Annotated in this window: 24 protein-coding genes; 15 read left to right on the top strand and 9 right to left on the bottom strand. The window is 62.6% G+C overall.

Features of this window, described 5'->3' with window-relative positions:
* Positions 1 to 21 precede the first annotated feature (21 nt).
* The 9 genes from B059_RS0105250 to B059_RS0105210 all read right to left on the bottom strand — a co-directional run bounded on the left by B059_RS0105250 (position 22) and on the right by B059_RS0105210 (position 6,754).
* The gene (locus B059_RS0105250; RefSeq protein WP_018077196.1) at positions 22 to 531 is read right to left on the bottom strand and encodes a hypothetical protein; all 510 of its coding nucleotides are present in this window, start codon (positions 529 to 531) and stop codon (positions 22 to 24) included.
* The gene (locus B059_RS18710; RefSeq protein ID WP_018077195.1) at positions 531 to 1,559 is read right to left on the bottom strand and encodes a phage major capsid protein; all 1,029 of its coding nucleotides are present in this window, start codon (positions 1,557 to 1,559) and stop codon (positions 531 to 533) included. Before B059_RS18710 ends, B059_RS0105250 begins: the two co-directional genes overlap by 1 nt.
* Positions 1,556 to 2,032, bottom strand: coding sequence for a hypothetical protein (locus B059_RS0105240; protein ID WP_018077194.1), 477 nt, complete (start codon positions 2,030 to 2,032; stop codon positions 1,556 to 1,558). Before B059_RS0105240 ends, B059_RS18710 begins: the two co-directional genes overlap by 4 nt.
* The gene (locus tag B059_RS19880) at positions 2,029 to 2,622 is read right to left on the bottom strand and encodes a MerR family transcriptional regulator (RefSeq protein WP_018077193.1); all 594 of its coding nucleotides are present in this window, start codon (positions 2,620 to 2,622) and stop codon (positions 2,029 to 2,031) included. Before B059_RS19880 ends, B059_RS0105240 begins: the two co-directional genes overlap by 4 nt.
* A gap of 217 nt (positions 2,623 to 2,839) precedes the next feature.
* Positions 2,840 to 4,486, bottom strand: coding sequence for a hypothetical protein (locus B059_RS18700; RefSeq protein WP_018077192.1), 1,647 nt, complete (start codon positions 4,484 to 4,486; stop codon positions 2,840 to 2,842).
* Positions 4,483 to 4,896: a hypothetical protein gene (locus tag B059_RS0105225; RefSeq protein ID WP_018077191.1), complete on the bottom strand. Its 414-nt coding sequence runs from the start codon at positions 4,894 to 4,896 to the stop codon at positions 4,483 to 4,485. Before B059_RS0105225 ends, B059_RS18700 begins: the two co-directional genes overlap by 4 nt.
* A complete protein-coding gene (locus tag B059_RS0105220; RefSeq protein ID WP_018077190.1) occupies positions 4,893 to 5,093 on the bottom strand; it encodes a hypothetical protein in 201 nt (66 codons plus the stop codon). The genes B059_RS0105225 and B059_RS0105220 overlap by 4 nt, the downstream gene beginning before the upstream one ends.
* A complete protein-coding gene (locus tag B059_RS0105215; protein WP_018077189.1) occupies positions 5,090 to 5,353 on the bottom strand; it encodes a hypothetical protein in 264 nt (87 codons plus the stop codon). Before B059_RS0105215 ends, B059_RS0105220 begins: the two co-directional genes overlap by 4 nt.
* 162 nt (positions 5,354 to 5,515) lie before the next feature.
* Positions 5,516 to 6,754: a tyrosine-type recombinase/integrase gene (locus tag B059_RS0105210; protein WP_018077188.1), complete on the bottom strand. Its 1,239-nt coding sequence runs from the start codon at positions 6,752 to 6,754 to the stop codon at positions 5,516 to 5,518.
* 264 nt (positions 6,755 to 7,018) lie between these two features.
* Here B059_RS0105210 and clpS point away from each other — a divergent pair, with 264 nt between their 5' ends.
* From clpS to flhB, 15 genes are all read left to right on the top strand, one after another.
* Positions 7,019 to 7,327, top strand: coding sequence for an ATP-dependent Clp protease adapter ClpS (gene clpS, locus B059_RS0105205; RefSeq protein ID WP_018077187.1), 309 nt, complete (start codon positions 7,019 to 7,021; stop codon positions 7,325 to 7,327).
* A complete protein-coding gene (clpA, locus tag B059_RS0105200; RefSeq protein WP_018077186.1) occupies positions 7,328 to 9,580 on the top strand; it encodes an ATP-dependent Clp protease ATP-binding subunit ClpA in 2,253 nt (750 codons plus the stop codon). It begins immediately after the preceding gene.
* A 183-nt stretch (positions 9,581 to 9,763) separates the two neighbouring features.
* Complete coding sequence (locus B059_RS19875; RefSeq protein WP_157273621.1) at positions 9,764 to 10,291, top strand: hypothetical protein; 528 nt, start codon at positions 9,764 to 9,766, stop codon at positions 10,289 to 10,291.
* 300 nt (positions 10,292 to 10,591) lie between these two features.
* Positions 10,592 to 11,443: an EpsD family peptidyl-prolyl cis-trans isomerase gene (locus tag B059_RS0105190; protein ID WP_018077184.1), complete on the top strand. Its 852-nt coding sequence runs from the start codon at positions 10,592 to 10,594 to the stop codon at positions 11,441 to 11,443.
* 7 nt (positions 11,444 to 11,450) lie between these two features.
* Entirely contained in the window at positions 11,451 to 12,518 is a 1,068-nt protein-coding gene (gene rfbB / locus B059_RS18690; protein WP_018077183.1) for a dTDP-glucose 4,6-dehydratase, read from the top strand.
* Entirely contained in the window at positions 12,515 to 13,399 is an 885-nt protein-coding gene (gene rfbA, locus B059_RS0105170; RefSeq protein WP_018077182.1) for a glucose-1-phosphate thymidylyltransferase RfbA, read from the top strand. The genes rfbB and rfbA overlap by 4 nt, the downstream gene beginning before the upstream one ends.
* Positions 13,399 to 13,941, top strand: coding sequence for a dTDP-4-dehydrorhamnose 3,5-epimerase (gene rfbC / locus B059_RS0105165; protein WP_018077181.1), 543 nt, complete (start codon positions 13,399 to 13,401; stop codon positions 13,939 to 13,941). Before rfbA ends, rfbC begins: the two co-directional genes overlap by 1 nt.
* Entirely contained in the window at positions 13,932 to 14,840 is a 909-nt protein-coding gene (rfbD, locus tag B059_RS0105160; RefSeq protein WP_018077180.1) for a dTDP-4-dehydrorhamnose reductase, read from the top strand. The genes rfbC and rfbD overlap by 10 nt, the downstream gene beginning before the upstream one ends.
* On the top strand, positions 14,837 to 16,258 hold the full coding sequence (locus B059_RS0105155; RefSeq protein WP_018077179.1) for a mannose-1-phosphate guanylyltransferase/mannose-6-phosphate isomerase: 1,422 nt from the start codon (positions 14,837 to 14,839) through the stop codon (positions 16,256 to 16,258). Before rfbD ends, B059_RS0105155 begins: the two co-directional genes overlap by 4 nt.
* 319 nt (positions 16,259 to 16,577) lie before the next feature.
* A complete protein-coding gene (gene flhD / locus B059_RS0105150) occupies positions 16,578 to 16,895 on the top strand; it encodes a flagellar transcriptional regulator FlhD (protein WP_018077178.1) in 318 nt (105 codons plus the stop codon).
* A gap of 30 nt (positions 16,896 to 16,925) precedes the next feature.
* Entirely contained in the window at positions 16,926 to 17,537 is a 612-nt protein-coding gene (flhC, locus tag B059_RS0105145; RefSeq protein WP_018077177.1) for a flagellar transcriptional regulator FlhC, read from the top strand.
* 25 nt (positions 17,538 to 17,562) lie between these two features.
* A complete protein-coding gene (locus tag B059_RS0105140) occupies positions 17,563 to 18,321 on the top strand; it encodes a class I SAM-dependent methyltransferase (RefSeq protein ID WP_018077176.1) in 759 nt (252 codons plus the stop codon).
* A gap of 153 nt (positions 18,322 to 18,474) precedes the next feature.
* Positions 18,475 to 19,335, top strand: coding sequence for a flagellar motor stator protein MotA (gene motA, locus B059_RS0105135; RefSeq protein ID WP_018077175.1), 861 nt, complete (start codon positions 18,475 to 18,477; stop codon positions 19,333 to 19,335).
* Positions 19,336 to 19,386: 51 nt separating this feature from the next.
* Positions 19,387 to 20,316, top strand: a complete 930-nt coding sequence (gene motB, locus B059_RS0105130; RefSeq protein ID WP_018077174.1) for a flagellar motor protein MotB — start codon at positions 19,387 to 19,389, stop codon at positions 20,314 to 20,316.
* Between the two features lie 149 nt (positions 20,317 to 20,465).
* Positions 20,466 to 21,599, top strand: coding sequence for a flagellar biosynthesis protein FlhB (gene flhB, locus B059_RS0105125; protein WP_018077173.1), 1,134 nt, complete (start codon positions 20,466 to 20,468; stop codon positions 21,597 to 21,599).
* Positions 21,600 to 21,603: the final 4 nt, after the last annotated feature.

The raw sequence follows: 21,603 nt of genomic DNA, 5'->3' as shown, positions 1-21,603 counted from the left end.
CAGGAGGCCAGGAATGCTTTCCTACTTGATTCGGTGTCCAGAGCGGGAGAAACACGACCGCAAAGGCGGTCGTCCTGCGACGATTTCGTCATCAGCACGGTCGAGCGATGGCGCGGGCAGCGGTTCAATGCTCACGTCGACGGACGGCTCCAGGTGGGCTTGCGGGGCGATCAGGTGGTGGCGCAGCACGTGTTCGGGCGGGATTGCGGCCAGCCCAGCAAACCGCTGGTAGGCGGCGAGCTGCATCAGCAGCGGCACGCACTCGGCGACCACCTTTTGTTCCTGCTCCGCTGCACGCTGGCGCCAGTACGCGCGCCGTGCAGCTTCCGACTCGTCCCACGCGATACCGGCGGCGCGCTCAGCTTCGACGGCGGCCAGGCGGGTACGGGTGATGTCACTGGGGTTGTTGCCAGCGCGGGCTGCGGCCAGCGCATCGAGGGCGCGGGTAAGGGCGAGATCCGCGTTTTTGAACGCCTTCACACTGCCGGCGTAGGCACGCGCCAGCGCGGCCAGATCATCGCGGGCGAACATTAAGCACCCCCTCGGATGGCCGTGCGACCGAGGGGGACCACCCCGACGTCGGCGCGCACGGCGATGAGGCTGCCGTCACGGAAGCGATCGTCCTTTTTTGGCCCAATCTGCGCCGGATATTTCGACCCGGCCAGACGAAGCAGGCCAATAACCGGTGCAACGTCCGGGCTGGGCTGCAAATACCATCGGCCAACAGCCAGCCAGGGCGACGCGACAACCTCCAGATCGAGCCCGGCATCCTTCACCAGGCGCCGGGCCGCCACTTCCATCCGGCCCTCGACGGTCAGCACGGCGGCGTCGAAGTTCGACAACTCGCCGAAGGGGTCGGGCAGGCTGCGCAGCATTCCCATCGCAACGCCAAGATTCGACTCATCCAGGGCGGCGGCGAGCACATTGCCATGCAATGCATCGAAAGTGGGTTCCCCGTCGGCGAGGGTGGGGTTTGACTCGATCAAGCCATAAACCAGCTTGGCTTCCAGTCGAGAGACCGAGCCGCCGAAATTTGCAAACGCCCCGGCGATCAGGTCGATATCGTCCGTCAACAGCACATTACGGGAAATAAACACATTGCGGCCGTAGGTTTTCAGGCGCGCGCTCAGACCGTCTGTCGAGGACAGCCCTGCTTCCTCGAACTCGCCCAGCTCGTTTACCAGCGCCAGGCTGGAATCGATGGAGGCCATCGGGAACTCGCGGGGCATGAAGTTGTTCACGTTGAGCCGGGTGCACATCTGCTCATGCTGCATGCTCGCCGCCATGCGGATAAATGCGGCGGTACGCAGGACGTCACTCAGCGCATTGCCGAAGTCCGACGTCGAATACCCAGCGACCGGGCGGAGGCCGGCAGCGCCAGGGGCGCTGGTTTGCCTGACAACGTCGGCGCAAAATTTGGCCATTTCAGAAACCAAATTCCCGCCGCCTGCAGCCAGTGCGCCGGCCTCGGGGTGCACGATTGGGTCGGAGGCGGTCAGCAGGCCGGCACGGATCATCAGGGCATCGCGGCGGCTTTGGATGAAGTCTTTCGGGTTCATGTTTTGTCTTTCGTGGTGGGGGTGATGCCATCTTCCCCAGGCTGCTGGGACAAGGGCAGCGAATCCTTGTCCCGCTTGATGAAGCGATACAGGTTCTTTTTACTTGAGGTGGTCGGGGCGCCCGACAGCGCGGCAGCCAGCAGTCGACGCTCGACGTCATCAAAAGTGCTCACGTCGCCAGTGCGGTAGTAACGCGCCAGCTTGCCGCTGGTGAACCGCTTCACGCGCATCGACAACTCGCCGGCCAGATCCCAGCCGGATATGTCGCGCGCGCCGCGCAGGGCCTCGGCAGCGGCGATCAACTCGATATTGCGACGGCGCATCCGTCCGGCATGGTTCAGGCCAAGCGCAGCCTCCAGCGGCACGCCACGCCTCCATTTGCGCAGGCCGGATGCAAGCCACTCCAAGGCAACCGAATCAGGCGGCTGGCCGGCTGCGATGCTCTCGGCAATTTCGAAAACATCGCGGCTCACGCGCCCCCGCCCCCTTCCGTTTCGTGAATAGCGCGCATGGCAACATCCATGGCGTCGGCGGCTTCTTCCGGATCCACAACATCCCATGCCGCGTCCGACAACTCGCTTAGGGTTTTCTCCCACGCCTCGGGCGGCGCTGCGCGCAGTTCGTCGGCGCGCTCGATGAGCAGCGCGCGAAACGTATCCGCGTGGGCATCACCATCGGCGTTCCATCGCTCCAGGTGGGCAATCTCCCTTTGTGCCTCGCGCAACGCGGCCTCGGCGGCCTCGGCGCGATCCTCGGCACGCGCGAGGTTTTCGCGCAGCTCCAGCGCATCCGTTACCGCCTGGCGCAACACGCGCGACCGCAGCCGGCCGGGGCTGGTGTTGCGCAACACGTCCTGAATGGCGCGGCGCACGTCGAGCAGGCCGTCGAGCGTGTTGATCGTCACTTTGCCGTCGCGAATCCAGGTCGAGACGGTCTGCTTCGACACGCCCAGCAGCCGCGCGAATTCAGCAGGCCGCACGCGGATCGCGAGCAGTTCCTTGTGGTTCGCAAGGAAACCCAGCTCCGCCTGGGGGGTGGCGTCATGTTTCGCGGGATTCGTCACAACGTAAGCCCCCGAGTTGCCTTTGCAAACGGGTCACACCCTAGAAATAAAACGAGCCCGAACGAACCCGCCCGGGTTGAGGCCAGGGAGTACCTTTTGGCCGTGCGGGGTCTGCGGGGTTTGCGGGGTGCGTTTTGCCCCGTATATATATTTTGTCTCTGCTGACACTTTTCATACGTTGTATAGAAAAGACCACGCAGACCCCGCAGACCCCGCATCAAATGCACCCCACCACCTGCCAGCGCGCGACCTTCGCGTGCCCGTCATTGCCTAGCTGTTTAACCTTCATGCCGTCGACGATGCGGTCTTTATGGGCGCGCAGCCAGTTGCCAACCTTGCGTGGCGTGGGTTTCTCGTAGCAGATCAACTGAAGTGCATCGTTAAGGTTCACGCGCCGGTCGGGGTCGCACTCGCCGCCCGGGGCAATTGCCGCCATCAGCTCGGCCACTGTCTTGGGCTTGTCCTGGAATGCGTCGCGCCATGCGCCCAGCAGCAGGCGCATGCCTTCGAGGTCGGGGTCCTGATCGCGCAGCCCTTCGGATGCCTTGAGCGGATCGGGCAGCCCCAGCCAGGCCAGCGGCCTGCGCACCATGCGATCCCATTGCTCAAAGCCACCGAGCGGGTGCACGCCTTCAATAGCTGGCGCACCAGCGGCCAGGTAGGCCAGCGGCAGGGTGAGCGCGGCGCGGATCAGCTCGCCGCGACGGGCGAACACATCCTCCAGGTGGTCGCGCGAGAAGGTACGCTGTTCGGGGCGTTCCTGCCCGCTGTCCATGCGGATCAGTGCGACGCGGCGCTTGAGGTCGCCGACGATCGACAGGTTGTTGCCGGTGGCCACCATCAGGGCGTGCGTCGGGATCGACAGCATGCCGCTGGCGCCGAGCGGCCGCAGCCGGACAAACTGTTGCGTTGCCACCTGGCAGAGCAGGTCGCCTTTCAGCGGACGCTCGATGTTGTCCAGGGCGATCACGGCGTCGCCGGCCAGCAGCACGCCGGCCAGCCGCTTCTCGGCTTCGGCGTCATCGTGTCCAAGCGACAGCACGCTGGCGCGACGGCCGGTGGCGATGATGGCGAAAGTCTCGGCAATCAGTGTTTTGCCAGTGCCGGGCGTCGGCGCTGTTACTGCCAGCAGAGGGGCTGCGGGGAGCACTCTCCGTAGCAGGCCGGTGATGATGCCGGCAACAACAGCCGCGCGATCTTCATCGGCGACGAAGGGGAAGTCTTTCACCAGGTCGAGCAGCACGTCGAGCGCGGCCTGCGCATTGGCTCGGGTTGGCTTGGCTGGTGGCGCAGACCAGCCAGGAATCGCCGCGCAGGCCTGAAACAATCCGGTTTCGCTATCGTGTCCGGGCTCGTGGATCAGGCGGCCGTCGAGGGTGATTGTCGGCGCTTCGATGAAGCCAGCCAGCGGGCGCAGTTCCGGCCAGTTGCCGCGCGCCAGATAGGCGTCGGCGCAGCGGCGGGGGTAGTCGCACGGCTTGTAGCCTTCGGATCGTGCATCGAAGCGTTCATGCACGGCCGCAGCGGTCGCCAGCTCGGTCAGGTGCGATCCATCGACCGGATGCAGGACCAGGGCACCACGCGGGCGATGCACGCCGCCAGAGGCCGCTTCCGGTGCGGCATAGACGCGCACCAGCCGGCCGGTGTAGCTGAACAGGTTATCGCAGGACTCCGACAGCGCCAGACCTGTCTGATCGAGGATCTCGGGGAGGTGGCCCGGGTCATGGCGGATTACGCGCTTGCCGGCCGGGTTGAATGTTTCACCGCCAGACTTGACCAGGCGCAGGTTCTTTTTGCGGGCCGGTTTCTTTTCGGATGCCATCTTGTCGAGAGCAGCCGCGCCGCGTTGTTCTAAGTCACTCATTCAAAAGCCCCCGCTGCGGCATGCAGACGCGATGCCGCCAGCTTCAATCGTTCCAGGTCATCGCCGAGCAGGGGCTCGCCCTTCGCCAGCTGCGATGCGGCAAGCGAGACGATCAGCGTCTCAAAGCTCACGGCGCGCAGGACGTCGGCAGCCGGGAACGGCCGGCGCTCGGGCTTGCCGTCCACGGATATTTTTTCGGGAAAGAGCGCGGACATTTCGAGACCGACCGCCCCAAGCACTTCATTTATCGAGCAGCCGGCGAAGCAATGCGCCAGCACGCGACCGTCGCCCAACTCACGCACGGCCAGCGATGCGCGGCGATCCTCATGCGCAGGACAGCGGGCAATCCAGCGGCCGTCGCCGGTGCGTTTGACGTTTTCCAGGTGCGCCAACAGGGCGTCGGCGCTCATCGGATAACGCCGTCGGCCTTCATCATTTTTTTCAGGTTTCGACGTGCCAGGCGGCGCGTCTCGCGGTTGCCCTCCAGGGCGGCGATGATCACGTCCCGGGGGTGGGCCGAGAGGGCGCTCACGCTTGCGCCGTTCGGGCGGCTGGTGTTCGAGTTAGGCGGTACTTTTCGCGGGTTGCGGTTGACGGGGGCTTTCATAGCGCGCCGCCCTTGGATGCGCTGTTGACCCGACCACGGCGGCCGGGGTTTTTGGCGGGCAGGGGCTTGAAGTTCTCAGCCGCGCCGGCCTCCATGCGCTGCTGCCATTCCTTGGCGGCGGCCAGGCTGATATAGGGACGTGATGCGATCCGGTAGGTTTTAGGCCCGAGTCCGGCCCGCTCCAGTTCGTGCAGCCGGCCCCGGCTGACGTGGAACATGGTGCAGAATTCCGCGATGGTGAAAGCGAGTTTTTCTTGCACGTGAAACTCCTTGAATGAAGAAGGCCTCACTGTGCCGGGGGATGAGTTGCAGGTTTAGGGGGAAATGCGACTATTTGCATCCTCATGAAGCCCAGCGAAAAAAAACCCGCGTAACGCGGGCTTTTTATGGTTTGGCGGATCGTCTAAAGCGTTTTCGCCCGGCTATGCGGCGGTCTTTGCTTTCATCGCCCGCACGTTATCGGCGGGCTTTTGAACGGTGTCGCAGTGCTTCTGCCAATCCTGCATCATCCTCACGCGCTTCTTGAATAGGTTGCCGCGTCGGTAAGCGGCTTCGGTCTTGTTGCTGACGGCGTGAGCGAGCGCCATCTCCGCCATTTCATGCGGGTACGCGGTCTGCTCGGCTGCCCAGTCGCGGAACGTAGAACGGAATCCATGCACGGTAAGGTCGCCACGCTCCAGGCGTTTCAACAAAGCCAGCATCGCCATGTTAGACAGCGTCTTGCCCGGTTTGAGCCCAGGAAAAACAAACTCGCCGCCGAGCGGCCGCAGTTCCTCCAGTATCTCAATGGCGCGGCCGCATAGCGGGACAAGGTGTTCTTTCTCCGCCTTCATGCGCTCAGGTGGGATCGTCCAGGTCTTGGCGCCAATATCGACTTCATCCCATCTTGCGCCGATCACCTCGCCGGTGCGGGCGGCTGTCAAGATGGTGTACTCCAGCGCCAGCGCTCCCATGCCGTCCTGCTTGCGCAGGCCTGCCACAAATGCGCCAATTTCCGCGTAGGGCAAGGCAGGATGGTGCGCCACCTTTTTTACCTTGCTACGCTTGGCCAGCAGGTTGTCCAGGTGCCCGCGCCAACGTGCGGGGTTTTCTCCAGTGCGGTATTTGCTCACGGTCGCCCATCCGAGAATGGACTCGATGCGCCCGCGAAGCCGTGTTGCTGTTTCTGTTTTGGTTGTCCATATCGGCTGCAAAATCTTCATCACCAGGGCGGTGTCCACGTCAGCCACGGGCAGCTTGCCGATGACAGGCGATGCGTAGGTGTCGATTGTGTTCGTCCATTGCTCGGCGTGCTTGGCGTTCTTCCAGCCGTGCTTTTTGGCTTCAATGTAGGCAGTTGCGCATTGATCGAAAGTCATCACCCTTGCCTGCTCCGCCTGTTCCTTCTGGCGGCTATCGCGCTTGGTGTCGATAGGGTCAGCACCATCCAGAAGCATCTGCCGGGCCTGCCTCGCGCGCTTGCGGGCTTCCATCAGAGTGATGGTGTGGCACGCGCCCAAACCGAATGACCGAAGCTTATAATTGCGAGAGTATCGAAACAGCCAGGACTTTGTGTTCCACTTGCTGACCTGAAGATATAGCCCCAAGCCGTCCGGGTACATGCCGGGCTTGTCGATGGTGGCGACAAACTCGGGGGTTAGCTTTTCGATTTGCTTTGCCATGCGGAATCCCATCTAAGTATTTTTCTAAGCATAGACGGAAATGAAGCGCGGTGTACGCTCATGAAAAGGTATACCCTGCAATGCATTGAAAAATATAGGCAAACAGGCTTTTATGAAAAGCCGTGAAAAGCGGCAGAACGGACACCCTCTCCGCCACTCCGCCCGTCTCACATCCCCGTCGAGGCTTTGGCCCTACTTCCAGCGGGCTTGAAAATTCCTCTCATCACATCAAAATAAAGCCAGTAACTCGGGCTTATTCCTGCTATGGCGACCAAGCGAGAAGGCAGTACCCTACTGGAACCAACCGCGGCGAAAGTGAAGCCGCCGCCCCTGTACAAGGTTTTGCTGCTGAACGACGACTACACTCCAATGGAGTTCGTGGTGCTCGTCCTGAAAAAGTTTTTTGGTATCGATCAAGAACGGGCGACACAAATCATGCTCAAAGTGCATACTGAGGGTGTAGGTGTGTGCGGGGTGTATCCCAGAGACATCGCTCATACCAAGGTCGAGCAGGTTGTGGATTTCGCGCGGCAGCATCAGCACCCGCTGCAATGTACGATGGAGGAAAGTTAGATGATTGCCCAGGAACTTGAAGTCACATTGCACATGGCATTCATGGACGCACGGCAGAAGCGTCACGAATTCATTTCCGTGGAGCACCTGCTGATGGCGATGCTGGACAATCCGTCGGCGGTGGAAGTGTTGCGCGCCTGTGGTGCCAACATCGAGGCCATGCGCGAACAGCTCGGCAAGTTTATCGAGGAGCACACGCCCAAGGTGACGGGCGAGGGCGAGGTCGACACCCAGCCGACGCTCGGCTTCCAGCGTGTGATCCAGCGTGCCATCCTGCACGTGCAGTCATCTGGCAAGAAGGAAGTCACCGGCGCCAATGTGCTGGTGGCGGTGTTTGGCGAGAAAGACTCGCATGCGGTGTATTTCCTCAGCCAGCAGGGCGTGACACGGCTCGATATCGTCAATTTCATCTCTCACGGCATCACCAAAACCCCGCAGAGCGAGCCGATACGTTCCGACGAAGCGGCGGAAACCAATGCCGAAGCGCCGGCGGCTTCGCCGCTCGACAGTTTTGCGCAGAATCTGAATTCGCAGGCATTGGCTGGCAAGATCGATCCCCTGATCGGACGCGACCAGGAGCTGGAACGCGTGATCCAGACCCTGTGCCGCCGGCGCAAGAACAATCCTTTGCTGGTAGGCGAAGCCGGGGTGGGCAAAACGGCGATAGCCGAAGGTCTGGCGCGCCGCATCATTGAAGGGTCGGTACCTGAAATTCTGGGGAAAAGCACGGTGTATGCCCTGGATATGGGCGCCTTGCTGGCCGGCACCAAATACCGCGGCGACTTCGAACAGCGCCTGAAAGGCGTGTTGAAGCAGCTGTCCGACAATCCCAGTGCCATCCTGTTCATCGACGAAATTCACACCCTGATCGGCGCCGGGGCGGCATCGGGCGGAACGCTCGATGCCTCCAACCTGCTGAAGCCGGCCCTGTCGTCCGGGCAGTTGCGCTGTATCGGTGCGACGACCTATACCGAATACCGCGGTATTTTCGAGAAAGACCATGCGCTGTCGCGGCGCTTCCAGAAAATCGACGTGCCGGAACCCTCGGTCAGCGAAACCGTGGCGATCCTGCGCGGCCTGAAGTCACGTTTCGAGGACCACCACGGCGTCAAATACACGGCGGCGGCGCTGACCACGGCGGCACAACTGGCGGCACGTTATATCAACGACCGTCATCTGCCGGACAAGGCGATCGACGTCATCGACGAGGCGGGCGCGGCGCAGCGCATCCTGCCGAAATCGAAGCAGAAGCGCGTCATCACGCCGCGCGAGATCGAGGACATCATCGCCAAGATCGCGCGGATTCCGCCCAAGACCGTGTCGTCCGACGACAAGAACTCGCTGAAGACGCTGGACCGCGACCTGAAAGCCGTGGTGTATGGTCAGGAGGCCGCGATCGATGCGCTGGCGACGGCAATCAAGATGTCGCGCAGCGGTCTCGGCGATCCGCAAAAGCCGATCGGCAATTTCCTGTTTTCCGGCCCAACCGGGGTCGGCAAGACCGAGGTGGCGAGACAGCTGGCCTATGTGCTGGGGGTCGAGTTGATTCGCTTCGACATGTCGGAGTACATGGAGCGTCATGCGGTATCGCGGCTGATCGGCGCGCCTCCCGGCTATGTCGGTTTCGATCAGGGCGGATTATTGACTGAAGCCATTAACAAGAATCCCTATGCTGTTGTTTTGCTTGATGAAGTCGAAAAGGCTCACCCGGATATCTTCAACGTGCTGCTGCAGGTGATGGATCATGGCACGCTGACCGACACTAACGGGCGCAAAGCCGATTTCCGCAATGTGGTACTCATCATGACCACCAATGCGGGTGCGGAAATGCTCAACAAATCGACGATCGGGTTCTCCGGTTCGCGCGCAAGCGGCGACGAGATGGGCGAAATCCGCCGCATGTTCACGCCGGAATTCCGTAACCGGCTGGATGCGATCATCCCGTTCGCACCGTTGACCGAGCCGGTCATCCTGCAGGTGGTCGACAAGTTCCTGATGCAGCTGGAAGAGCAACTGCACGAGAAGAAGGTCGAGGCGGTATTCACCGACGCGCTGAAGGCCTATCTCGCCAAGCACGGTTTCGATCCGCTGATGGGCGCACGGCCGATGGCACGCCTGATCCAGGACACCATCCGCAAGGCACTGGCCGATGAGTTGCTGTTCGGCAAGCTGGCGCACGGTGGGCGGGTGACGATCGATCTGGACGCCAGCGGAAAGGTCCGCCTGGAGTTTGAGGAGGTCGTGGCGGCGTAATTTCCCGTAAAGGTTGGTGCATGCGTGTCCGTAAACCATCCTGGCGGCAGGCGTTATTGGGTTGCTGGCGGTATCCCGTCTTCATGACATGCAGATGGGATACCGGGCAAAGCGGTGCCTGCGGCTTGTTGCCGAGATGGAAGGAATTCAATGAAGGCTCATTACGCATCGCGTGCCGCCGCCATGCTGGTCATGCTGCTGTCGGTTTGCGTCCAGGCTGCCGAAACGGAACGCAGCAAGGCCGTGCCTGAAGCCCCGACTGTTTCCGCCGAAGATCTGGCGGCGATAGGCGAGCGCATCCGTCAGACCGGGGCGCAGATTCGTGCCGACATCAAGGAGGAACGTGCCCGCCTCGATGCCCAGAAGGCACAAGAGGAAGCGGAGCACAAGCGGGAGGCTGAGCAGGCGCGCCAGCTGGCGATCAGAGAAAGCAAAAATCGGCAAGCCGCAGAGGCCGCTCAGGCACGGGCGCGCCTGGAAGCAGCAGCGCAGGCGGAGCAAGTCGAACGCGAGCGCCAGGAGGCGTTACGCGCGCAGCGGCAGCAGGCAGTGAAGGCCAAACGCGAAGAGCAAATTGCTTTGGCGGCGCAATCCGTGAAAGCGGAGCAGGCCGCCAGGCGGCAGACGGGTAAAGAAAAGGCGATCGAAGCGCTCAGTCAAGCGCGTGCGTCGACCGGAGTGAGGGCGTTTGCTGAAGAGCCGGGCCGATAAGACGGTCGGTCAGTCCGGGATGGCCATAAAACAAAAGCGGCGCCCAAGCGCCGCAAAACCTGGTGTGGCAGGAGGAGGAGCGCCTAGGGATAAACCCTGTACCAGGTTCTACACTGTCTGAATATAGGCCAATAAACGACTTGCGCCAGCGGCATGGAGTTTCAGTCTGAAGTAGTGATTCTGCATTACGGCGGTGACCGTTTTTTCCTTTAGCCCCTTGTCTGCTGACTGCCCCCAACTTGCCGAACGCAGCGGAATCCCGCACCATACCGGCGATTCGTCTGAATGACCGGAGCGTCAATGAAAATCCATCGCAGGTGCTTTCTCGCGGCCGTTGCAGCCTTGTCGTTGGCCGCCTGCGAGCAGCCGGCCACGACTGCCAGGGGCAGCATTGCGGCAACGGTGAGCGGCGACATCATCAGTGAAGTCGAGCTGGGTCGTGCCGTGGCCCGTTTGGGCAAGCTGAGCGCGACCGAATCCGCCCAAGCGCGCGGCAGGGTGCTGGAAGCCCTGATCGATCAGCACCTGGTTAGCCACGCAGCCAAAAAAGCCAAGCTTGACCAGGCTCCCGAGGTTGTCCTGGCAATGCAGCAGGCGCAGCGTCAGGTGCTGGTCGAAGCGTACATGGAACGCCTGTTCAAAGACATGGCCCAGCCAGCCGACATGGAAATCCGGGACTATTACGCCCGGCATCCCGAATTGTTCGCGCAGCGCAAGGTATACCGCGTCCAGGAGCTGGAGTTGCAGCTGGCACCGGCGCGCATTGCCGAGGTCGAGGCAGAGCTCAAGCAGAGCCGCACGCTGGCCGAGTTTGCCGACTGGCTGCGTGCGCAGGAGATCGACGGCAAGACTGGCGTGGTGGTCAAGCCGGCGGAACAGATTCCCGCCCCCATGCTGGCGCAGCTGAGCAACATGAAGGACGGCCAGGTGGTGGTGATGCCGATAGGGGAGAATCGCATCAACGTGCTGCAACTGCAGGGCAGCCAGACTCAGCCCGTAACACTGGAGCAGGCCAGGACCGCAATCGAGCGCGTGGTGCTGGGCGAGAAACGCAAAGTCCTGCTGGAAGCCGAAATTGGAAAACTGCGCGCCAGCGAAAAAGTGGCCTATGCCAGTGGTTTCGCACCGGCCTCGCAAACCGGAAAGCCCTGAGTCCAGCATGATTCTGGTCACCGGCGGCGCGGGGTTCATCGGCGCCAATTTCATTCTTGACTGGCTAGCGGCCGGCGATGAGGCTGTCGTCAACCTCGACAAGCTGACGTATGCAGGCAATCTGGACAACCTGCGGACGCTGCGTGAGGACGAACGGCATGTTTTCGTTGCGGGCGATATCGGCGACCGCGGCCTGGTCGAAGCGCTGCTACGCGAACACCGGCCGCGCGCGATCGTCAATTTCGCGGCGGAAAGCCACGTCGACCGTTCCATTCACGGCCCGGCTGAATTCGTTCAAACGAATGTGGTGGGAACCTTCAATCTGCTGGAGTCGGTGCGCACGTACTGGACTCGCTTGCCGGCTGACGAACAGGCGGCGTTCCGCTTCCTGCACGTGTCGACCGACGAGGTCTACGGCTCGCTCGATCCGACTGCCCCGGCATTTACGGAAACCACGCCGTATGCGCCGAACAGCCCGTATTCGGCGTCGAAGGCCGCGTCGGATCATCTGGTGCGGGCCTACCACCACACCTACGGCCTGCCGGTGCTGACCACCAACTGCTCGAACAACTATGGCCCGCTGCAGTTTCCCGAAAAGCTCATTCCACTGGTCATCCACAACGCACTGGCGGGCAAGCCGCTGCCGATCTACGGCGACGGCAGCAATGTCCGCGACTGGCTCTACGTCAGCGACCATTGCAGCGCGATCCGTCGCGTGCTGAAGGCCGGCCAGGCAGGGGAAGTCTACAACATCGGCGGCTGCAACGAAAAAACCAATCTCGATGTGGTGAAGACGCTGTGCGCCATCCTCGACGAGTTGCATCCCGGCTCGCCGGTGACCCCGCATGCCAGGCTCATCACCTTCGTCAAGGATCGTCCCGGCCACGACCGGCGCTATGCGATCGACGCCGGCAAGATCGAGCGCGAGCTGGGCTGGACGCCGAGCGAAACCTTCGAGAGCGGCATCCGCAAGACGGTAGCCTGGTACCTGGCCAACCAGGACTGGGTGGCCCACCTCACCAGCGGCGAATACTGCAACTGGGTGTCCAGAAATTACGCAGATCATCAGGCATGAACACACGCAAGGGCATCATCCTCGCCGGCGGCTCCGGCACCCGCCTGTATCCCGTCACGCAGGCAGTCTCCAAGCAGTTGCTGCCGGTCTACGACAAGCCCATGGTGTATTACCCGCTGACCACGCTGATGCTGGCGGGAATCCGCGACATCCTGCTGATCTCGACCTCGCAGGACACACCACGTTTCGAGCAGCTGCTGGGCGACGGCGCGCAATGGGGGCTCAACATCCGGTACGCGGTGCAGGCGGAGCCCGGGGGGCTGGCGCAGGCTTTCCTCATCGGCAGCGATTTCATCGGCAACGGCCCCAGCGCGCTGGTGCTGGGCGACAACCTCTTCTACGGCCACGAACTCGGCCAGGATCTGCGCGCGGCGGGGCAGCGCGAACACGGTGCCACCGTGTTCGCCTACCCGGTGCATGATCCCGAGCGCTACGGCGTGGTCGAGTTCGATGCCGACGGCCATGCGGTCAGCCTTGAGGAAAAGCCTGCCAAGCCCAAGTCGCGCTACGCTGTCACCGGCCTGTATTTCTACGACAACCGGGTGGTCGACATCGCGCGCGGCTTGAAGCCCTCGCCACGCGGCGAGCTGGAAATCACCGACGTCAACCGTCAGTACCTGGAATGGGGTGGGCTCGACGTGCAGATGATGGGACGCGGCCAGGCCTGGCTCGACACCGGCACCCACGATTCGCTGATCGAGGCGGCGCTCTACATCCAGACCATCGAGAAGCGGCAGGGCCTGAAAATCGCCTGTCCCGAGGAAATCGCCTACCGCCAGGGCTTCATCGACGCCGCGCAGCTGCAGATACTGGCGCATCCGCTGATGAAGAACGGCTACGGGCAGTACCTGATGGATGTGCTGAACGAACGGGTGTTCTGATGGAAGTAATCGCAACCCAGCATCCGGATGTATTGTTGCTGCGCCCTCAGGTGTTCGGCGATGCGCGCGGTTTTTTTTTCGAAAGCTACAACCGCAGGGTTTTCACTGAAGCCGGCATAGCCGCCGCGTTTGTGCAGGACAACCATTCGCGTTCGGCCAAGGGCGTGCTGCGCGGCCTGCATTACCAGATTCAGCAGCCGCAGGGAAAACTGGTACGCGTGGTCGCCGGCGAGGTGTTCGACGTGGCGGTCGACCTGCGCCGCAGCTCGCCGCATTTCGGCCGCGTCGCCAGCTTCAGGCTGTCGGCCGAGACACACGAGATGGCGTGGATTCCACCGGGGTTTGCGCACGGTTTTCTGGTGCTGTCCGGACATGCCGAATTCCTCTACAAGACCACCGATTACTATGCGCCGCAGTTCGAGCGCTGCCTGCAGTGGAACGATCCTGCGCTCGCCATTGCCTGGCCGCTGCAGGACGCCCCGCTGCTGTCCGCCAAGGACCGGGCCGGTCTGCCGCTCGCGCAGTGCGAGGTGTGTGCGTGAGAATCCTGCTCACCGGCGTCAACGGGCAGGTGGGCTGGGAGCTGCAACGCACGCTGGCGCCGCTGGGAGAGGTGATCGCGGCGGACCGCAACATGCTGGACCTCGCGGATAGTGCCGCCATCCGCCGCACGGTGGCCATGCTCGCGCCGGACCTGATCGTCAACCCGGCGGCCTATACGGCGGTCGACCGGGCCGAGTCGGAGCCCGGTCTGGCCCATGCCATCAATGCAATCGCGCCGGGCGAACTGGCCGGGTGCGGCATTCCGCTGGTGCATTTTTCCACCGACTACGTGTTCGACGGGCGCACGTCCGGCACCTATGCGGAAACGGACACACCGAATCCGCTTAGCGTATATGGTGCGAGCAAGCTGGCCGGGGAACAGGCGGTCCGGCATGCCGGTATCCCGCATCTGATCCTGCGCACCGGCTGGGTCTACGGTGTGCGCGGCCGTAATTTCCTGCTGACCATGCAGCGGCTGGCGCGCGAGCGCGACAGCCTCGCCGTGGTCGACGACCAGTTCGGAGCGCCGACCTGGTCGCGCCTGATCGCGGAGGCGACGGCGCTGACCCTTGCGCGCTGGCTGGAGCGGCCCGATCCGGCTGCAACATCCGGCGTCTATCATCTGACCTGCGGCGGGCGCACCAGCTGGCATGGCTTTACCGCGGCGATCCTGGCGCACATGGCGACGGCGGACACGAAACTGGCCCGGCTCACGGCGACCCCGACCTCGGGCTATCCCACGGCGGCGGTGCGCCCGGCCAATTCGCAGTTGAACTGCGACAAGTTGGCAGCCCGTTTTGGCGTGCGTCTGCCCGACTGGGAGGCAGCGCTGTCCCTGTGTCTGGAACAGAATTTGCCTCGTTCGACGAAACCCTTATCTCAAGAGCACATGACATGACCCCCATCCATCCCGTGATCCTGTCCGGCGGCTCGGGCACTCGCCTGTGGCCCTTGTCCCGCGCGGCCCTGCCCAAGCAGCTGCTGCCGCTGGCCAGCGACCAGAGCCTGCTGCAGGACACTGTCGAGCGATTGGCGGGCATGCCGGAAATGGCCGCAGCGCTGATGGTATGCAACGTCGAGCACCGCTTCATGATCGCCGAGCAGATGCGTCAGATCGGAACGCAGCCGCGCGCCATCATGCTGGAACCGGCGGGACGCAATACCGCGCCGGCCATCGCCGTGGCCGCATTGCTGCTGTCGCGCGATGATCCCGACGCCCTGATGCTGGTGCTGCCCGCCGACCACCTGATTGGCGATGTTGCGGCCTTTCATGCCGCCATCCGCACCGCGGCGCGGGCGGCGCAGAAGGGTCATCTCGCCACCTTCGGCATCGTCGCCGCCACTCCTGAAACCGGCTACGGCTACATCCGCCGAGGCGCGCCGTTGGCAGATGCCGCAGACGCGTACCAGGTAGCGGGCTTCGTCGAAAAACCCGACCTGGCCACCGCGCAGCAGTATGTCGAGTCAGGTGAGTATTTCTGGAATAGCGGCATGTTCCTGTTCCGTGCGGCGGATTTTCTCGACGAGCTGCAGGCGCTGCGCCCGGACATTCTCGAAGCCAGCCGGGCCGCGCTCGATGCCGCCACCCTGGATCTCGATTTCGTCCGGCTCGATCCCGCCGCGTTCGAGGCCTGTCCGTCGGAATCGGTCGATTATGCGGTGATGGAGCACACCCGCCGCGCCGCCGTGGTGCCGGCGGACATGGCTTGGAGCGACATCGGCGCCTGGTCGGCATTATGGGAAGTGGCCGACAAGGATGCGCAGGGCAACGCCATCCGCGGCGACGTCATGCTGGAAAACGCCCATAACAACTTCGTTCGTGCCGAAACACGCATGATCGCCCTGTTGGGCGTGTCCGACCTGGTAGTGGTGGAAACCGCCGACGTGGTGCTGGTAGCGAACAAGGACCAGGTGCAGGACGTGAAAAAACTGGTCGACCGCCTGAAAGCCGAAAAGCGCTGCGAGCATCTGGTTCACAAGCAGGTCTACCGGCCCTGGGGGTGGTACGAAGGCATCGACGAGGGCGAGCGTTTCCAGGTCAAGCGCATCATGGTCAAGCCGGGCGAGAAGCTCAGCCTGCAGATGCATCACCACCGCGCCGAGCACTGGGTCGTGGTATCCGGCACCGCCAGCGTCACCTGTGGCGATGAAGTCATGCTGCTGACCGAGAACCAGTCCACCTACATTCCGCTCGGCACGACGCATCGCCTGGAGAACCCCGGCAAGGTCGACCTGCACATGATCGAAGTGCAGTCGGGCTCCTATCTGGGCGAAGACGACATCGTGCGCTTCGAGGATGTTTACAAGCGCAGCTGAAGCGGCCGGCCGGCTTTTTTATACACGCCGTTTGCCGGCTGCGCGATCCCTGCGCACTCCTGTCGCAACCCTTTGTTGTTTATAGCAATCTCCGTTGATTCGATGGCCGGCCGGCACGCGCTTGCGGTCTGGGATGGCCCGCTTTTCGATCTGCCCGTCGCGTCATGTAGGACAAACACCTACACCACGGTTCGCCCATATTCCGTCCGTCAATACAGCGCATCTCTACGTTAACTTTCCCGGAGGTCGTCCGAAAACGAATTCACCACGCTGACTTAAGTGTGAATTCGAAAAAAATTCAACGAGGAAGGGCAAGCAAATGAAACTGGACGAGATGCTGGACGAGATGCGCGATGTCAATCTCAACTACCTGATGCTCGCGCAAAACATGATCCGGCACGACAAGGCAACCGCCGTTTTTCGTCTGGGCATCAGCCAGGATGTCGCCAGCCTGATCGAAGCGCTGACCCCGGCGCAAATCCTCAAGCTGGCCGCTTCCGGCATGCTGGTGTCGCGTTTCCGCTTCGACGACGGCGTGGTGCTGAACATGCTGACCAGCTACACCAGGGATCGTGCACTGGCGCAATCCCATGCTGCCATTCTGATGGCGGGCCAGGCTGTGGAAGCCTTTGCCTGATTCCGCAGCCAGTCGATCGGGAGTGTTGAGATGAGCAAGAAAAGCCTGTTGACCGAGATGCGCGACACCCAGCTGGCGATCGAGCTGATCGAACTCGGCGCCCGCCCGCAGGTGCTGGAGTCCGAAACCTCGCTGTCGCGCGAACGCCTGCTCAAACTGTACAAGGAAGTCAAAGGCGTCTCGCCGCCCAAGGGCATGCTGCCGTTCTCGACCGACTGGTTCCTGACCTGGTTGCCCAACGTGCACTCCTCGCTGTTCATCAACATTCATCGCTATCTCACGAAGAACAGCGATTGCAGCGGCATCGAAGCCGTGCTCAAGAGCTATCGCCTGTATCAGGAATATCTCCACACCAACCAGATCGAAGCCGTGCTGAGCTTCACCCGCGCCTGGACCTTGAACCGTTTCTTCGAAAGCCGCATGCTCGAAACGGCCGTCTGCAGCGGCTGCGGCGGCCACTTTGTGGTGCATCCGGACGACCTGCACAGCCAGTATGTGTGCGGCCTCTGCAACATGCCGGCACGCGCCGGGAAAACCCGCAAAGCCAAAGCTGCGGAAGGGGCGCTGCATGGCAGCGGAGTACCTGCCGGCATGCCCCTTGCAGGTACCGAGGCCCGAATCGAACTGACCGCCACCGCCTGACGGATTTCCGCCCTGAAATCCGGTGATGACGCGCCTGCCGGTCAGCCTCCAGTCGCTCGTCATCCAGTGCATCGCCGTGTTGCTGGCGGTGCTGCTGCACACCCTGCCGCAAACCGCTTTCTCATTCCACTCCGCCGTGTGGCCATTCGCCCTGGCACAAGGGGCCGTCGCCGCCAGCCTCAGCATCGTCTGGCGGCAGCCGGCCTGGTGGCCGCCGCTGCATTTTGCTTTCCTACCTGCCGTCCTGCTGGCCCGGCAGGTCGATGCGCCAGCCTGGTTCTATCTATCCGCTTTCCTGCTGTTACTCGCGTTTTACTGGAGCACCTTCCGCACCCGGGTGCCGTTGTATCTGTCCAGCCGCAAAGCCAGGCAGGCGCTGGCGTCCCTGCTGCCGCAGGCGCAGCCGCTCCGCTTCATCGATCTTGGCAGCGGATTTGGCGGCGTGCCGTGTTATCTGGAGAGCCGCTTTCCGCTCGGCCGCTTTTATGGCACCGAGCTTGCCCCCGCCCCCTGGCTCGTCAGCCGTTTGCGCACCCGGCTGACAGGCAGCCGGGTGCACTTTATGCGGCGCGATTACGCTCAACTCAGCCTGGCGGACTTCGATGTCGTGTTTGCTTTTCTTTCGCCCGCTGCCATGCCCGGGTTGTGGCGCCAGGCCCGCTCCCAGATGCGCAGCGGCAGCCTGTTGGTCAGCCTGTCGTTCGCGGTGGATGCGCAGCCGCCGGATCACGTCGTAACGCTGGCTGAAGGCACACGCCACACCTTGTATGCGTGGCGGATGTGAGGTGTCGCCACACGGAAATACTGCCTCCGGGCCATCAAGTTTCCGCCGCGCCGGTCGAATCCTCATGGTGAGAGTGCCTGCTTCGAATGCTTGAACATGAGGGTGGACGGGATAGCTTCCGCTCCATGTCCCCGCCAAAAGGAACACACGGTCGTGCTAGTCATCGTTGGATATATTGTCGTTTTATTCAGCATCTTCGGCGGTTTCGCGCTGGCGGGCGGACACCTGGCGGCGCTGTTACAGCCAGTCGAACTCCTGATGATCGGGGGCGGCGCGGCAGGTGCGTTCTTCGTCGGCAACAACAGCAAGGCCATCAAGGCCACCCTGAAGGCCTTGCCCACCGTGTTCAAGGGATCGAAATACACCCGCGCGCTGTATATGGACATCATGGCGTTGCTGTACGAACTGCTGACCAAGATCCGCAAGGAAGGGCTGATGTCGGTGGAGTCCGATGTCGACTCGCCCGAGAACAGTCCGCTGTTTACGAAATATCCGGCGGTGATGGCCGATCACCACATCGTCGAATTTCTTACCGATTATCTGCGCCTGATGGTGAGCGGCAGCATGAATGCCTTCGAAATCGAAAACCTGATGGACAACGAAATCGAAACCCATCACCACGAGGGCGAGATTCCTTCCCATGTCATCGCCAAGATAGGCGACGGCCTGCCGGCCTTCGGCATCATCGCGGCGGTGATGGGGGTGGTGCACACGATGGAATCGGTCGGCCTGCCGCCCGCGGAACTGGGGATCCTGATTGCGCATGCGCTGGTCGGCACCTTCCTCGGCATCCTGCTGGCTTACGGATTTGTCGGGCCGCTCGCGAGCCTGCTTGAACAAAAGCTGAACGAATCGACCAAGATGTTGCAATGCATCAAGGTCACCCTGCTCGCCAGCATCAACGGCTACGCGCCGGCTATCGCGGTCGAGTTCGGGCGCAAGGTGCTGTTCTCGACCGAGCGCCCTTCCTTCAGCGAGCTGGAAGAGCACGTGAGAGGCGCCCGGTCGCGCTGATTTTCCCGCTGCCGGGCCGGGACAGAATCACTTCATCCCCATAGGGCATCCATGAGCGAACAGAAAACGCCCATCGTCATCAAACGTATTCGCAAGGTGAAAGGCGCCCGCCACGGCGGGGCATGGAAAATCGCCTATGCCGATTTCGTCACGGCGATGATGGCTTTCTTTCTGCTGATGTGGCTGCTGGGTTCGACCACCAAGGGCGACCTGGAAGGGATCGCGGAATATTTCAAGACGCCGCTCAAGGTCGCCATGCAAGGCGGCTCCGGCAGTGGCGACAGTTCCAGCGTCATCAAGGGCGGCGGCCTCGATATGACGCGGCAGCTGGGGCAGGTGAAAAAAGGCGATACCCAGGCCGAAAAGAAATCCTACAACCTGAAGGCGGCACAGGCCGAACTCGAGCGCATCGAGACCGCCAAGCTCAAGCAGCTGAAGAAACGCCTCGAGACGGCGATCGACGCCAATCCCACGCTGCGGCAATTCAAGCGGCAGCTGCTGATCGACATCACCAGCGAAGGCCTGCGCATCCAGATCGTCGACGAGCAGAACCGGCCCATGTTCAACCTGGCCAGCGCCGAACTGCAGCCCTACACCAAGATCATCCTGCACGAGATCGGCCAGGTGCTGAACGACGTGCAGAACCGCATCAGCCTGTCGGGCCACACCGATGCCATGCTGTATGCCAACGGCGCGCGCGGCTACAGCAACTGGGAATTGTCGGCCGACCGTGCCAATGCCTCGCGGCGCGAACTGATCGCCGGCGGCATGGATGAAGCGAAGATGCTGCGCGTGGTCGGGCTGGCATCGTCCGTGCCGTTCAATCAGGCAGGACCTGGCGATCCGGTCAACCGCCGCATCAGCATCATCGTGATGAACAAGCGCACCGAAGATGCCATCACCAAGGAAGCCAGCGGCGTCAACGTGGCGGACGACGCCGGCGTACGCGAAGAAGTGGCCAGGGCCAACGCCGAAAACTGATCGTCGCGTGCCGACTGGCGCGAAATAGCAGGTCAAATCCGCCCTTATTCCCCCGATCGCTCGCACCGGGCGTGGCCAATAATCCAGCCTGAGAAAGCCTCCTTCTGCTTCGCAGAGGGCAGGGCTCCCTTTCACAGGTGAAATCAGGGATGGCTGAAGAAAGCGATCAGGAACGGACAGAAGCCCCGTCGCCACAGCGGCGGGAGAAGGCGCGCGAAGATGGCCAAGTGCCGCAATCGCGCGAGCTGGCCACGTTCGTCGTCCTGATGACCGGCGGTGCGGCCCTGTGGATGATGGCCAGCGGCCTCGGCCAGGCCATGTCGCAGATCGTGCGCGGCGGCCTGCAGTTCCAGCCGGCCATCGCCCGCGATAGCGCGTACGTCATGGCGCAGCTATCCAGCCAGTTTTTCGATGCCGCGCTGGCGCTGGCGCCTTTCCTGGCGCTGGTGCTGATCGCCGCCCTGGCTTCGCCACTGCTGCTGCGCGGCTGGCTGTTCAGCACCAAGGCATTCGCCCCGGATTTCAAGCGCCTGAATCCGCTGTCGGGCATCAAGCGCATGTTTTCCAGCCAGGGCCTGGTCGAACTGGTCAAGTCGCTGGCCAAGGTCGGCCTGCTGGGAGGGGTCGCCGCGTGGCTGATCTGGTCCAATCTCGACGCACTCTTTTCGCTCAGCCTGGAGTCGCCGCCCCTCGCCATCCAGCACATGGGCGACCTCATCGGCAAGGTGTTCCTGCTGGCTTCGGGCGCGATGATTTTCATCGTCGTGCTGGATCTGCCGTACCAGCTGTGGAGCTACTACAACAAGCTCAAGATGACCAAGGAGCAGCTGCGCCAGGAAAACAAGGAATCGGAGGGCGATCCGCACGTCAAGGCGCGCATCCGCGCCCAGCAGCGCGAAGTGGCGCGCCGCCGCATGATGGCCGAAATCCCCAGTGCCGACGTGGTGGTGACCAACCCCACCCATTACGCCGTTGCGCTCAAGTACAGCGAAGGCAGGATGCGCGCGCCGCGTGTGGTGGCCAAGGGAGCCGACGCGGTCGCCGCGAAAATCCGCGAACTGGCGGCCGAGCACAAGGTGCCGCTGCTGGAGGCGCCGCCGCTGGCGCGTGCGCTGTTTCGCCATACCGAACTCGGCGACGAGATCCCGGCTACGCTCTATGCAGCGGTGGCCGAGGTGCTGGCCTACGTGTTCCAGCTGCGCCATTTCCAGCGGGTGGGCGGCGCCTATCCCGATGCTCCGACCGCTTTGCCGGTCCCGCCCGAACTTGACCCGCTGGCATAGGCGC

Source organism: Thiobacillus denitrificans DSM 12475 (assembly GCF_000376425.1).
GTDB lineage: Bacteria > Pseudomonadota > Gammaproteobacteria > Burkholderiales > Thiobacillaceae > Thiobacillus > Thiobacillus denitrificans.
This window is presented reverse-complemented; position numbering and strand designations above follow the sequence as displayed.

Coding starts and splice junctions, on each gene's coding strand:
- flhD (WP_018077178.1), top strand. CDS start 16,578: ATGAAACTGGACGAGATGCTGGACGAGATGCGCGATGTCAATCTCAAC.
- clpA (WP_018077186.1), top strand. CDS start 7,328: ATGATTGCCCAGGAACTTGAAGTCACATTGCACATGGCATTCATGGAC.
- B059_RS0105140 (WP_018077176.1), top strand. CDS start 17,563: ATGACGCGCCTGCCGGTCAGCCTCCAGTCGCTCGTCATCCAGTGCATC.
- B059_RS0105225 (WP_018077191.1), bottom strand. CDS start 4,896: ATGAGCGCCGACGCCCTGTTGGCGCACCTGGAAAACGTCAAACGCACC.
- B059_RS18700 (WP_018077192.1), bottom strand. CDS start 4,486: ATGAGTGACTTAGAACAACGCGGCGCGGCTGCTCTCGACAAGATGGCA.
- flhB (WP_018077173.1), top strand. CDS start 20,466: ATGGCTGAAGAAAGCGATCAGGAACGGACAGAAGCCCCGTCGCCACAG.
- B059_RS18710 (WP_018077195.1), bottom strand. CDS start 1,559: ATGAACCCGAAAGACTTCATCCAAAGCCGCCGCGATGCCCTGATGATC.
- rfbB (WP_018077183.1), top strand. CDS start 11,451: ATGATTCTGGTCACCGGCGGCGCGGGGTTCATCGGCGCCAATTTCATT.
- B059_RS0105155 (WP_018077179.1), top strand. CDS start 14,837: ATGACCCCCATCCATCCCGTGATCCTGTCCGGCGGCTCGGGCACTCGC.
- B059_RS0105210 (WP_018077188.1), bottom strand. CDS start 6,754: ATGGCAAAGCAAATCGAAAAGCTAACCCCCGAGTTTGTCGCCACCATC.
- flhC (WP_018077177.1), top strand. CDS start 16,926: ATGAGCAAGAAAAGCCTGTTGACCGAGATGCGCGACACCCAGCTGGCG.
- rfbC (WP_018077181.1), top strand. CDS start 13,399: ATGGAAGTAATCGCAACCCAGCATCCGGATGTATTGTTGCTGCGCCCT.
- B059_RS0105250 (WP_018077196.1), bottom strand. CDS start 531: ATGTTCGCCCGCGATGATCTGGCCGCGCTGGCGCGTGCCTACGCCGGC.
- rfbA (WP_018077182.1), top strand. CDS start 12,515: ATGAACACACGCAAGGGCATCATCCTCGCCGGCGGCTCCGGCACCCGC.
- B059_RS19875 (WP_157273621.1), top strand. CDS start 9,764: ATGCTGGTCATGCTGCTGTCGGTTTGCGTCCAGGCTGCCGAAACGGAA.
- motB (WP_018077174.1), top strand. CDS start 19,387: ATGAGCGAACAGAAAACGCCCATCGTCATCAAACGTATTCGCAAGGTG.
- clpS (WP_018077187.1), top strand. CDS start 7,019: ATGGCGACCAAGCGAGAAGGCAGTACCCTACTGGAACCAACCGCGGCG.
- B059_RS0105190 (WP_018077184.1), top strand. CDS start 10,592: ATGAAAATCCATCGCAGGTGCTTTCTCGCGGCCGTTGCAGCCTTGTCG.
- B059_RS0105220 (WP_018077190.1), bottom strand. CDS start 5,093: ATGAAAGCCCCCGTCAACCGCAACCCGCGAAAAGTACCGCCTAACTCG.